Raw genomic sequence first — 12329 nt, 5'->3', positions numbered from 1 at the left:
GACTTTCATGCGTCCCAGCCCTTTTGTTCGCCCCATTCGCCTCGCTCTCATCGCGCTCGCCGCTGCCGCCTGCAGCTTGCTGGTTCATGCCCAGGACTATCCGCAAAAACCCATCAGCTGGGTGGTGCCGTTTGCGGCAGGGGGCCCCACCGACGCGCTCGCCCGTCACATTGCCGAGCGCGTCGCGCGTGAACTGGGGCAGCCCATCATCATTGACAATTCTCCAGGTGCCGGCGGCACGGTAGGTGCGGCCAAGGTGGCCAAGGCCACGGCCGACGGCTACACCTTCCTGGTCGGCCACATGGGCTATATGGGCGCAGCGCCGGCGCTTTACCGAAAACTCGGCTACGACCCGGTCAAGGACTTTGACGCGGTGTTTCGTTTCCCTGACACGCCGCTGGTGCTGATGGTGCGCGCAGGGCACCCCGTCAAGGACATTGCAGGCCTGATCGAATTTGGCAAGAAGAACCCGGACAAGCTGTTCATCAGCAATGCAGGCGCAGGTTCCAGTTCGCACCTGATCGCGGCACTGGTCGCCAACTCCGCCGGCATCAAGGTCACCATGGTGCCTTACAAAGGGGCCGGCCCCGCACTGGTGGATGTGATTGGCGGGCAGGTTGACGGCATGTTCGACCAGACCAATACTGCCATGCCGCAGATCAGCTCGGGCAAGGTGCGCGCGCTGGCTGTGACCTCCAAGGTGCGACTGCCCCAGTTCAAGAATGTGCCGACGCTCAGCGAGACCGTACTGCCCGGCTTCGAGGCCAGTACCTGGTACGGCATTTACGCTCCCAGGGGCACGCCTAAAGCCGCGCTGGACAAGGTGCAGAACGCCTACCTGAAGGTGATGAAGGACACCGTCTTCACCGGCAAGATGGCCGAGCAAGCGATCCAGATGCTGCCGCCCGAGCAATACACCGGCGCGGCGCTGGCCCGGCATACAGAAACCGAAGTGGCCCGCTGGCGAGCCGTGGCCGCCAAGTCGAACCTGGCCCTGGACTGACGGCTGCTACTATTTTGATAGCTGCTTGCGACCATCGCACAGGAGCAAGCGGCCTTTTTATTCCAGAAACCACCGCTATGCGCCCCATCACCCAGGAAGACCTGGTTCAAAGCATTGCCGACGCACTGCAAGTCATCAGCCACTGCCATCCGGCTGATTTTGTGCAGGCCTTGCGCCGCGCCCATGATGCCGAGACCCATGCTCCGGCACGGGATGCCATGGCGCAGTTGTTGATCAACAGCCGTCTGAGTTATTTCGGCAAACGGCCGCTGTGCCAGGACACGGGTGTGGTGCAGGTGTTTGTGCGTCTGGGCGCCGAGGTGCAGTTCACGCGCGTTGACGGCCAGCGCCTGCGCAGCCTGCAAGCGCTGGTCAACGAGGCCGTGCACCAGGCTTACACCGACCCGGCCAACCCGCTGCGGGCGTCCATGGTGTGCGACCCGCTGGGCACGCGCAGCAACACCCGTGACAACACGCCCGGCATCGTGCAGGTCGAATTGACGGAAGGCGATGCGCTGGAAGTGCTGGTGGTGGCCAAGGGCGGCGGTGGCGACGTGAAGGCGCGCTTTGCCACCCTGAACCCCAGCGACAGCGTGGTGGACTGGGTGCTGGCGCAGCTGCCGGGCATGGGCGCCGGCTGGTGTCCGCCGGGCGTGCTGGGCATAGGCATAGGCGGCAGCCCCGAGCAGGCCATGCTGCTGGCCAAACAAAGCCTATTCAGCCCCATCGACATTGACTTGCTGCGCGAACGCGCTGGCAACGCGCTCGAACTGACCGCCGAAGAGGCGCTGCGGCTGGAACTGCACCAGCGCATCAACGCCCTGGGCATAGGCGCGCAGGGCCTGGGGGGCTTGACCACCGTGCTGGACGTGAAGGTGGTCACCGCTGCCTGCCACGCCGCCACGCTACCGATCGCCCTGGTGCCCAACTGCGCCGCCACCCGCTACACCCGTTTCACGCTGGACGGCAGCGGCCCGGCCACACTGACCTTGCCCCCGCCGGAACTGTGGGACGGCATTCCCGAGCGATTTGAATCACCGCAGGCCACGCGCGTCAACCTCGACACCCTGGACGCGGCCCAGGTGGCCCGCTGGTGCAGCGGCCAGACCCTGCTGCTCAGCGGCCGCGTGCTGACCGGGCGCGACGCGGCGCACAAGCGCCTGGTTGACCTGTTGCATGCGGGGCGGCCCCTGCCGGTCGACCTGAAAGGCCGCGTCATCTACTACGTGGGCCCCGTGGATGCGGTACCCGGTGAGGCCGTGGGCCCGGCAGGCCCGACCACCGCCACGCGCATGGATAAGTTTGTGGACACGCTGCTGGCCCAAACCGGGCTACTGGCGATGATCGGCAAGGCCGAACGCGGCCCGGCCGCCATCGCTGCCATCCAGAAGCACGGCGCCGCCTACCTGATGGCCGTGGGCGGCGCCGCCTACCTGCTGTCCAGGGCCATCATTCACGCCAAAGTGCTGGCCTTCGACGACCTGGGCATGGAAGCGATTCACGAGTTTGAACTCAAGGATTTTCCGGTCACGGTGGCGGTGGATGCGACGGGGCGGTCGATCCATCGGCATATCGAGATAAACGACCTGGTGGATTGAACGCGGTCATGGTGTGATCCGGGTTTCATGGCGCGGCAGGTGTTCTTCAGGCTGCCCGGCTGACAGCTTGGTTTGCAGCCAGCGCAGCAAAGCCTGCACCCTGGCAACCTGAATGCGGCTTTCCGGCACCAGGGCCTTGAGCCACAGGTCCGTTATCGGGTAGTCACTTAATACCGGCACCAAGGCCACGGTACGCAGTGCCGGGGCGGCAAGGTAGGCCCCCAGAATCGCAATGCCATTGCCTGCGAGGGCGGCAGACAGCAACAGTTGCGCCTCGTTGGTACTGAGACGGGGCTCTAACTCCACCCGCAACGGGCCGGTGCCGCTGCCAAACTCCCAGGTGTTGCCGGTGGGCAAAAAATTCAGCGTGTCATGCTGCGCCAGCTCACGCGGATGCGCAGGAATGCCTTTGCGCGTCAGATAAGGGGGTGAAGCACAGAGGATGCGTGGCATGGCACATAGCGGCACATCGACCACACCACCAAAGGCGTAGGGCATCAGGGTGAGGGCCATGTCAAAGCCCTCGTCTATCGGATTGACGGCGCGGTCCAGCGCAATAACTTCCAGACGAATCAGCGGGAACTGCTGCGCAAAAGCATCGAGCAAGGGACCAATCAACACGGCTGCAACCGTGCTCGGCACTTTCAGCCGAATACTGCCTTGAAGGCTGTGGGCCGAACCTTGCACCTCGCTGAACAGGTCATCCACGTCGGCCAGCAGGCGTTGCACCGTGGGCAGGTAGCGCTGGCCTGTCGGCGTCAGGCTGACGCGACGTGTGCTGCGCTCGAACAGCGGGCTTTTCAGGCGCCACTCGATCTGGCTGATGCGCTTGGTGACGACCGAGGGGGCCACCTTCAACTCGCGCGCAGCGCCGACAAAGCTACCCGTGCGTGACACCGCCAGGAAGGCTTTGAGATTGGCCAGAGTATCCATGATTATTCTCGATTAGAAAATTCACTGTTCTTATCTTGATCTATTGTTCTCAAATTCTATCGAAACTAGGATCAAAGCCTCAGCAATAAATGCCCGACCGGGCAGGAGACCAAAACATGCAGACCACAGCCAAGCCAATGACCTTGATGGAACCCAGCCGCCAAACCCCGGTTTGGGGTAGCTATGACGTGGTGGTGCTGGGGGGCGGCCCGGCAGGCATTGCAGCTGCGACCGCTGCGGCACAAACCGGACAATCCACCTTGCTGATCGAGGCTTATGGCTTCCTGGGCGGCATGGGTACGGCGGCCGGGGTGACCAATTTTTGCGGCCTGCATGCCAATGTGCACGGCACCATTGAGCAAGTGGTGCATGGCGTGGCGGGCGACTTGTTGGCCCGCATGCGCGCCTTGGGTGGCCTGAACGAGCCGCATGTCATCTTTGGCAACAGGATTGCCGCCCAGGCCTATGACAACGCAGCCTTCAAGGTCGCGGCCGATGCCCTGGTGCTGGCCAGCGGCGCCCAGCTGTTGTTCCACGCCCAGGCGGTCGGGGTCATCATGAACAAGCCCAACGAAATTGGTGCGGTGCTGATCGAGACCAAATCAGGCCGCTACGCCGTGGTAGCCAAAACCTTTATTGACTGCTCGGGCGATGGCGACCTGGCGACCCATGCCGGTGCGCCGTTCGAGAAAGGCAAGGGGCCGAACGGTCAGGGCCACGACATGATGTACCCCTCCACCATGTTCCGCGTGAACGGCGTGGACCCGGTACGGGCTGGCGACGCCTGGAATCACTTTGGCCATCTGATGGACGAGGCCGAAAAGCTGGGCCGCGAGTTCCCTCGCAAAAGCCCCATCATCCGCCCGCAAAAGAACCCTGCCGAGTGGCGCGCCAACGTGACGCAACTGGCCAATGCCGATGGCAGCCCGGTGGACGGCACCAATGCCGCACAACTGAGCGATGCCGAGGTGCAGGGGCGCAGGCAAATTGTGGATTTCTTTCAGTTTCTGCGTGAATCCGCGCCGGGCTTCGAGCAGTCCTACATCCTGGAAATCGCCCCCCAGGTGGGCGTGCGTGAAACGCGCCGTATGGTGGGCCAATACCAGCTGAATGAAAGCGACGTGCTGCAATGCGCCAGCTTTGACGACACCGTGGGTGTCAACGGCTGGATGATTGAAGAGCATGTGGCGGGCAACATCGCCTTCAAATGGCAAGACATTCCCAACTGCCGTGGCTTTAACCACCTGCCGTACCGCATGCTGTTGCCGCTTCAGGTGGACAACCTGCTGGTGGCGGGCCGTTGTGCTTCCATGACGCACATGGGCCAATCCGCCGCACGGGTCTCGGGTGGTTGCTTTGTGATGGGCCAGGCTGCGGGCACGGCCGCTGCGCTGGCGATCCAGGCGAATGTGCGTCCCCGTGATTTGAATGTGAAAACCCTGCAAGCCAGGCTGGAGGCCGATGGTGCTTACCTGGGGCGAGACAAGTCCTGAGCACCGCATTCCCGATCCATAAATCAACTGGAGACTTTCATGAAAAAACGCAGTCTGAACATCGCGGCATTGGCCGCCACCCTGATCGCCATGGCCCCGCTGGCACAAGCGCAAGCCAATGCCCCTGTCGTGCCGCCATGGCCGACCAAACCAGTGCGCATTCTGGTGGGTTTTCCCGGCGGTTCCACCCCTGATATTGCGGCGCGCACCTTGGCTGAAGCACTCTCCAAAGTACTCGGGCAGCCCGTGATCGTGGAGAACAAGGCTGGCGCGTCGGGCAATATCGCCGCCGACCAGGTGGCCAAGGCCACGGACGACCACACGCTGGGCGTGGTGATCAACGGCAACCTGACCTCCGCCAAGATGCTCTATCCGAAGCTGCCGTATGACCCGGCCAGGGATTTCAGCTACATCTCGCTGCTGGCAACCGCGCCCTTGCTGCTGGTGGCCCCCACCAGCGTGCCCGACGGTGCTGCCTTTATGGCTGCAGCCAGCCAAAACGGCGACCGGTGGAGCTACGGCTCGGTCGGCAACGGCTCGGTGGCGCATTTGGGCATGGAGTTACTCAAATCGAAGACCAAGGGCCTGACGCCCATGCATGTGCCCTTTCAGGGCAACCCTGCCGTCATCACGGCGCTGCTGGGGGGCCAGATTCAGATGGCCTTGGTGCCGCCAGGCATTGCCATGCCGCAAGTCAAAGCAGGCAAGCTCAAAGCCATAGGCCTCACCAGCGGGCGCAGCGCCCTGGTGCCAGAAGTGGCCCCCTTGGCCGATGCCGGTGTGCGCGATTTCAACCTGGAAGTGTGGACCGCGCTGGTCGGACCGGCCAGTCTCTCCAAAGCAGCGCAGGACCGGCTGAATGCCGAAGTGCCCAATATCATCCGCAATGCCGACACACGGCAAAAGCTGTTCAACCAAGGCTGGCAAGCCGTGGGAACTTCACCGGAGGGTCTGAAGAGCCGGGTTAAAGAAGAGGCCAGCATCATGAACGGCATCATTTCTGCGCGGGGGATCAAGCTGGAGTAGTTGCCAGATTTGAGCGCAAGGATTTCCCGGTCCCGGTCCCGGTCCCGGTCACCGTGGCGGTGGATGCGACGGGGCGTTCGATTCATCGGCATATTGGTTTGCGTCTTACGCGCAGCCTGAATAGCTTGAAAAAAACCTGAATAGTGAATAAAACCGGCTTTCGGCCCAATCAGGGCGGACGCAAGCAGCTATTAAAAAAGTAGCAGACAAGCGCCGCGCGGTTAATCCGTCGACGCGCTCCAGCGGCTGTTCCAGGCCTTGTCACGGGTCTTGTCCATCTCGCGGCGGTCGCGTTTGGTGGGGCGGCCGTGTTCCAGGGTGCTGGCCGGGTCGCTGTTCAGGCGGCGCTCTTCGGCCGCCTGCGTCCGCAGCGCCTGACTTTCCGCGGTTTCTTCATACAGCTGTTGCGCCACCGGCGCCGGGCCGCGCTGGCTGCTGATGCCGCGTACCACCAGCGTGCGCATGACCGGGCCTTGCCGCAAGCTCAGGGTATCGCCCACCTTGACCTCTCGGGCAGGCTTGGCTTCCTGGTCGTTGATGCGAACGCGGCCCTTGTCGATTTCTTCAACCGCCAGGGAGCGGGTTTTGTAGAAACGCGCGGCCCACAACCACTTGTCGATGCGTAATTTGTCCATCGATAGGCATTTTGGATCAGGTCGACCGGTTTTCAAGGGTTCAAATTCAACTCCGGGTTTTCCATGGGGTCGCCCATTGGATCGTCTAAACCGGGAAAACCCGTTGGGTCCGTGTCTTCCATGGACCGAAGCGTTGGGCGCCTACGCGGCCAGCGGCAGTCGAACCGTGGCATCCAGCCCCGTCACCTGGCCATGCACCACGCGATTTTCCAGGGAGATGGTGCCGCCCAGCGCCTCGGTGATTTCCCGGCAAATGGCCAGGCCCAGCCCGGAGCCGTGGCGCACATTGCCTGCTGAAAAAGGCTGGTACAGGCGCGTCGACAGCTCGGCTGAAATGCCGGGGCCGCCGTCGCTGATGGTCAGGGCGACATACACGGCATCGCGCACGATGCGCACCGCCAGCGTGCCGCCGGCCGGCGTGTGCTTGATGGCGTTGTGCAGCAGGTTGCGTGACAGCTCGCCCAGCATCCACTCATGCGACAGGATGGGGGCGGGGACTGTCTCGATTTCAAAGTCGATGTCTTTTTCGGCAATCAGGGGGGAAATGTCCAGCGCCACTGAACGCACGACCTGCGCCAGGTCGATGACCTGCAGGTCGGCCTGCTGGCGCAACTGCTCGACCTTGGCCAGCGCCAGCATCTGGTTGGCCAGCGTGGTGGCGCGGTCCACTGTCTGGTTGATTTCGCCCAGGGCTTCGCGTGCATCGATGTCGCCGCGCAACGCGGACTGCACCTGCACCTTGAGCACGGCCAGCGGCGTGCGCAACTGGTGCGCCGCGTCGCGCACAAAGCGTTTCTGGTGTTCCAGCAGGTGTTGCAGGCGGCCCATCACCTCGTTGGTGGCGTCGACCAGCGGTTGCAGTTCGCGCGGCGCATCGGGCGCGGCGATGGCTGTCAGGTCGCCTTCGCGCCGGGCCTGCAATTGGGCGCTGAGCCGGCGCACCGGCCGGGTGGCGCGCTGCACCACGATCACCGCCACCAGGGCAATCACGGCCAGCAGCACGGCCTGTCGCCAGAGCGTATCGATCAGGATCTTGCGGGCCAGCGTCTTGCGCAACTCCAGTGTTTCCGCCACCTGGATGACGGCCATGGCGCGCCCCGTGGGGCTCGCCACCGGCTGAAGCAGCACCGCCACACGCACAGGCTCTTCCAGAAAAACGTCGTCATAAAAATCCACCAGCGCGGAGTAGGGCGGCCTGGGCGGGATGCGGCCTCGCCAGAAGGGAAGCTGTGCAAAGCCCGAAACCATTTCGCCTTTCAGGCTGGATACGCGGTAAAAGAGGCGGCTCTGGTTGTCGGCCTCGAACGCTTCAAGCGCTGCATAGGGCACCGTCACGCGCAACTCGGAATGCTCGTCGTAACCCGACACATCAAGCTGCTCGCCAATCGATTTGGCAGATGCCAGCAGGGTACGGTCGTAGGCTGTGTTGACGGCAGCCAGCGCCTGCTGGTAAAGGCTTACGGTGTTGACCACCACCAGCAGGCCGACAGGCAGCAGGATGCCCATCAGCAGATACCGACGCAGGGACATGGCCCCCGCGCTTGAGGATGTAGCCCCCACGCTCGCCACTGCGTGTGCTTCGCTGCCCCCCGAGGGGGCTATTTCGGCTTGGGGCGGCCCGGCGCCGAAATGCGGCGCCCCCAGCGTTGCCGCGCCTTGCCTTGTGCTGCTGTCGGAAGGGGTTGGCTCGCCGGTACTCACGCATCCACCTTCAGCAAATAACCCAGGCCGCGCAGGGTGACCAGCGTGACGCCGGTATGGGCGAGTTTCTTGCGCAGGCGGTAGACCACCACTTCCACCGCTTCGTACTGCACATCGGCTTCGCCCGGAAACACCAGTTCAAATAACCGTTCCTTGGACACCGCATGGCCGGGCTTGACGATCAGGGTCTGCAGCAAGGCCAGTTCGCGCGGGGTGAGCTCCAGGACCTGGTCGCGATAGTAAATCGCACCGCTGTCTTTTTCATAGCGAAGATTGCCCACGAATTGTGGGGCAGGGCCTGATTCAGTGCCCGAAGCAGGGCGCCTGCGGCTGAGGGCGCGCAGGCGGGCTTCCAGCTCGTCCAGGTCAAACGGTTTGGGCAGGTAGTCGTCCGCACCCGTATTCAGGCCGATGATGCGGTCACCCACGGTGCCGCGGGCCGTCAGGATGAGCACGGGTGTGGCCAGCCCCTGCCGGCGTGCCTGTTCCAGCACCTGCAGGCCGTCCATCCCCGGCAGGCTGAGGTCGAGCACGACCACGTCGGGCTGCACGGTGGTCCATTGAGCGATCGCCTGCCGGCCGTCGGTACAGCCCGCGACCTCGATGCCGCGCCGGCTCAGCGCGCGCTGCAGGGCGGTCTGCATGGAGGCATCGTCCTCGATCAGCAGCAATTTCATGGTTGGCATCATGGGCAGGACATTAGCACTTTCCCCAATGCTTCCGGACAGCCGTTTGACAGGAAGGAGGCGCATGATGGCGAGGTTACTACCCATCCAAGGAGACAATCCATGCGTCGCGATACCTTTTTGAAATCCATGGCCGCGCTGGCCGCAGCGGGGGCCTTGCCCATGCCGGCCTTGGCTGCAACCAACGTGAAAATGATGATTCCGGCCAATCCCGGCGGCGGCTGGGACACCACCGGCCGTGCCCTGGGCAAGGCCTTGATGGATTCCGGTGCAGCAGCGACCGTGACCTACGAAAACAAGGGCGGCGCCGCCGGCGCGCTGGGCCTGGCCCAGTTTGTCAACGGCAGCAAGGGCGATGGCAATGCAATGATGGTCATGGGCGCCGTGATGCTGGGTGGCCTGATAACCGGCAAGCCGCCGGTCAGCCTGTCGCAGGCCACACCGATCGCTCGCTTGACCAGCGAATACAACGTGTTTGTGCTGCCCGCCAACTCGCCGTTCAAATCGATGAAAGACGTCATTGAACAGCTCAAGAAAGACCCCGGCAGCGTGAAATGGGGCGGCGGCTCGCGCGGCTCCACCGAGCACATTGCGGCGGCCATGATTGCGCGTGAAGCGGGCGTGGACCCTTCCAAAATCAATTACGTGGCTTTCCGCGGAGGCGGAGAGGCCACGGCTGCCATTCTGGGCGGCAATGTGACCATAGGCGGCAGCGGCTACAGCGAATTCTCGGAGTACATCAATTCCGGCAAGATGAGGGCGCTGGCGGTCACCTCCGAAACGCGCCTGAAGGGCGTCAATGTGCCCACGCTCAAGGAGCAGGGCGTGAACGTGGTGATCGGCAACTGGCGCGGCGTTTATGGCGCCCCCGGCATTTCGGCCGAGCAGCGCAAGGTGCTCACCGAGATGATTCTCAAGGCCGTCAAGTCCAAGAGCTGGATCGAGGCTTCTGAGAAGAACAACTGGACCCCCGCAGTGCTGACGGGCCCGGCCTTTGACAAGTTCGTCGATGACGACTTTGCCAGCCTGCGTGCCACCATGGTCAAGTCCGGCATGGTCTGAGGCTGCGGCCTCCACCTTCCCACGGCGCGTCGCCTGACCCAGGCGGCGTGCCGTTTTCATATTTAGTTCGACGTGTTGGAGAACCGTAACAATGACAACTTTAGATGCCTTGGCCGACGGGCCATCCGATCAGGCCGCGCGAGCCGCCGAGGCCGTCTGGCCGCAAACCCTGGTGGGTGCCGGTGTGCTGCTCACCGGGCTGGCGCTGGCCTTCGGCGCCATCAGTATTTCTTCTGTGGCAGGTTACGGTGGTGTCGGACCGAATTTTCTGCCGTGGCTGGTGTCTATCATGCTCACCGTCTGCGGCGGGTGGATCATCTGGGAAGCGCGCACCGGGGGCTTTCGTGAGCTGGATCTTCCCGCCGGTGCCCCGCGAGCTTACTGGCCAGGCTTTGTCTGGGTCTCCGCCGGCTTGCTGCTCAATGCGGCGCTGCTCACCACGATCGGCTTCATCCTGAGCTGCACGCTGTGCTACCTGCTGGCGGTGCAGGGCCTGCGGCGCGCCAGCGGTCAGCCGTCGGGCGCGGCGCGCACCTGGGTCATCGACATCGTGACCGGTCTGCTCATTTCAGCGCCAGTGTTCTGGATGTTCACGCAATTCCTGGCCATCAACCTGCCGGGCCTGACAGCAACCGGGTGGCTCTGACATGGATATCTTCAACGCATTGATGCATGGCTTCGCGCTCGCGATTACCCCTGCCAATCTTCTCTGGTGCCTGGTGGGCTGTGCCCTGGGCACAGCCGTCGGCGTACTGCCTGGCATCGGCCCGGCCGTGGCTGTGGCCATGCTGTTGCCCATCACCGCCAAGGTCGATGTCACGGCTTCGATGATTTTCTTCTCGGGTATTTATTACGGAGCCATGTACGGCGGCTCCACCACCTCCATCCTGCTGAACACGCCCGGTGAAACGGCGAGCATGGTCACGGCCATGGAGGGCAACAAGATGGCCAAGAGCGGCCGTGCGGGTGCTGCGCTTGCCACGGCCGCCATAGGCTCCTTTGTCGCCGGCACCATCGCCACCGTCATCGTCACGCTGTTCGCACCCTTTGTGGCGGACTTCGCGGTCAAGCTCGGCCCACCGGAATATTTTCTGCTGATGCTGCTGGCCTTTACCACCGTGAGCGCGGTGCTCGGCAAGAGCACGCTGCGCGGCATTACGGCGCTGTTCATCGGCCTGGCTGCGGGTTGTGTCGGTCTCGACCAGATTTCAGGCCAGAGCCGCTACACCGGCGGCATTCCCGAGTTTCTGGACGGCATTGAAATCGTGCTGGTGGCGGTTGGGCTGTTCGCCGTGGCGGAAGTGCTGTACGCCGTGCTGTACGAGGGCCGGGTCGTGGAGGAGCAGAACCGGCTGAGCCGCGTGCACATGACGGCGCGCGACTGGAAGCGTTCGATCCCGGCCTGGCTGCGCGGCACGGCCATTGGTACGCCGTTCGGCTGCATTCCGGCCGGCGGGACCGAGATACCCACGTTCCTGAGCTATGCGATGGAAAAAAAGCTGGCCAAGGACCCGAAGGACAGGGCGGAGTTTGGCAGCACTGGCGCCATTGAAGGTGTGGCTGGACCCGAGGCCGCCAACAATGCCACCGTGACTGCCGCGCTGATTCCGCTGCTGACGCTCGGCATTCCCACCTCCAATACCACGGCCATCCTGTTGGGCGCTTTCCAGAACTACGGCATCCAGCCCGGCCCGCAGCTGTTCACCACCTCGGCGGCTCTGGTGTGGGCGCTGATCGCCTCCCTCTACATTGGCAACGTGATGCTGCTGGTGCTGAACCTGCCGATGGTCGGGTTCTGGGTCAAGCTGCTCAAGATTCCCAAGCCGCAGCTGTATGCCGGCATCCTGATCTTTGCAACGGTGGGAGCTTATGGCATGCGCCAAAGTGCGTTTGACCTGTTCCTGCTGTATGGCATCGGCGTGCTGGGTGTGTTGATGCGCCGCTTTGACTTTCCGACCGCACCGGTGGTCGTTGGCATGATCCTCGGGCCACTGGCGGAAGCGCAGTTGCGCAATGCCATGTCCATCGGCGAGGGCAGCGCGGTGGTGTTTTTCCAGCGCCCCATGTCGATCACCCTCATCGTGATCATCGTGGCCGTGCTGGTACTGCCGCGGCTGGCAAAGTTCTGGTCGATGCGCAAGGCGGCGATATGATTTTTGCGTTGAGAAAGCCATCAAGTTCACTGGATCACT

The 12329-nt window shown here is 63.3% G+C and carries 11 protein-coding genes; 7 read left to right on the top strand and 4 right to left on the bottom strand.

Going from position 1 to position 12329, the window contains the following annotated elements:
* The first annotated feature begins 7 nt into the window (after nt 1-7).
* Both AC1DUR_RS01900 and AC1DUR_RS01895 read left to right on the top strand, forming a co-directional pair.
* Nucleotides 8-1003 carry a tripartite tricarboxylate transporter substrate-binding protein gene (locus AC1DUR_RS01900; RefSeq protein ID WP_477717092.1) on the top strand — a complete coding sequence of 332 codons (996 nt, stop codon included), beginning with the start codon at nt 8-10 and terminating at the stop codon, nt 1001-1003.
* A gap of 77 nt (nt 1004-1080) precedes the next feature.
* Nucleotides 1081-2601 (top strand): fumarate hydratase, encoded by a 1521-nt coding sequence (locus tag AC1DUR_RS01895; RefSeq protein WP_477717091.1) that lies wholly within the window; start codon nt 1081-1083, stop codon nt 2599-2601.
* Between the two features lie 6 nt (nt 2602-2607).
* Here the strand turns inward: AC1DUR_RS01895 and AC1DUR_RS01890 are convergent, their stop codons facing one another.
* Nucleotides 2608-3534 carry a LysR substrate-binding domain-containing protein gene (locus AC1DUR_RS01890; protein ID WP_477717090.1) on the bottom strand — a complete coding sequence of 309 codons (927 nt, stop codon included), beginning with the start codon at nt 3532-3534 and terminating at the stop codon, nt 2608-2610.
* A gap of 137 nt (nt 3535-3671) precedes the next feature.
* Here AC1DUR_RS01890 and AC1DUR_RS01885 point away from each other — a divergent pair, with 137 nt between their 5' ends.
* Both AC1DUR_RS01885 and AC1DUR_RS01880 read left to right on the top strand, forming a co-directional pair.
* Nucleotides 3672-5027: an FAD-dependent oxidoreductase gene (locus tag AC1DUR_RS01885; protein WP_477717227.1), complete on the top strand. Its 1356-nt coding sequence runs from the start codon at nt 3672-3674 to the stop codon at nt 5025-5027.
* A 39-nt stretch (nt 5028-5066) separates the two neighbouring features.
* Nucleotides 5067-6053, top strand: coding sequence for a Bug family tripartite tricarboxylate transporter substrate binding protein (locus AC1DUR_RS01880; RefSeq protein ID WP_477717089.1), 987 nt, complete (start codon nt 5067-5069; stop codon nt 6051-6053).
* Nucleotides 6054-6274: 221 nt separating this feature from the next.
* On the opposite strand, the gene AC1DUR_RS01875 is transcribed toward AC1DUR_RS01880, so the two are convergent.
* From AC1DUR_RS01875 to AC1DUR_RS01865, 3 genes are all read right to left on the bottom strand, one after another.
* Nucleotides 6275-6688, bottom strand: coding sequence for an RNA-binding S4 domain-containing protein (locus tag AC1DUR_RS01875; protein ID WP_477717088.1), 414 nt, complete (start codon nt 6686-6688; stop codon nt 6275-6277).
* Between the two features lie 141 nt (nt 6689-6829).
* On the bottom strand, nt 6830-8218 hold the full coding sequence (locus AC1DUR_RS01870; RefSeq protein WP_477717087.1) for a sensor histidine kinase: 1389 nt from the start codon (nt 8216-8218) through the stop codon (nt 6830-6832).
* A gap of 167 nt (nt 8219-8385) precedes the next feature.
* Nucleotides 8386-9066, bottom strand: coding sequence for a response regulator (locus tag AC1DUR_RS01865; RefSeq protein WP_477717086.1), 681 nt, complete (start codon nt 9064-9066; stop codon nt 8386-8388).
* Between the two features lie 111 nt (nt 9067-9177).
* Between AC1DUR_RS01865 and AC1DUR_RS01860 the strand changes: the two genes are divergently transcribed.
* The 3 genes from AC1DUR_RS01860 (at nt 9178) to AC1DUR_RS01850 (ending at nt 12290) form a co-directional block, all read left to right on the top strand.
* Nucleotides 9178-10137, top strand: coding sequence for a tripartite tricarboxylate transporter substrate binding protein (locus tag AC1DUR_RS01860; RefSeq protein WP_477717085.1), 960 nt, complete (start codon nt 9178-9180; stop codon nt 10135-10137).
* Nucleotides 10138-10228: 91 nt separating this feature from the next.
* A complete protein-coding gene (locus AC1DUR_RS01855; protein ID WP_477717084.1) occupies nt 10229-10783 on the top strand; it encodes a tripartite tricarboxylate transporter TctB family protein in 555 nt (184 codons plus the stop codon).
* 1 nt (nt 10784) lies between these two features.
* Nucleotides 10785-12290 carry a tripartite tricarboxylate transporter permease gene (locus AC1DUR_RS01850; RefSeq protein ID WP_477717083.1) on the top strand — a complete coding sequence of 502 codons (1506 nt, stop codon included), beginning with the start codon at nt 10785-10787 and terminating at the stop codon, nt 12288-12290.
* Nucleotides 12291-12329 lie beyond the last annotated feature (39 nt).

Source organism: Polaromonas sp. P4_F4 (genome assembly GCF_056401355.1).
This window is presented reverse-complemented; position numbering and strand designations above follow the sequence as displayed.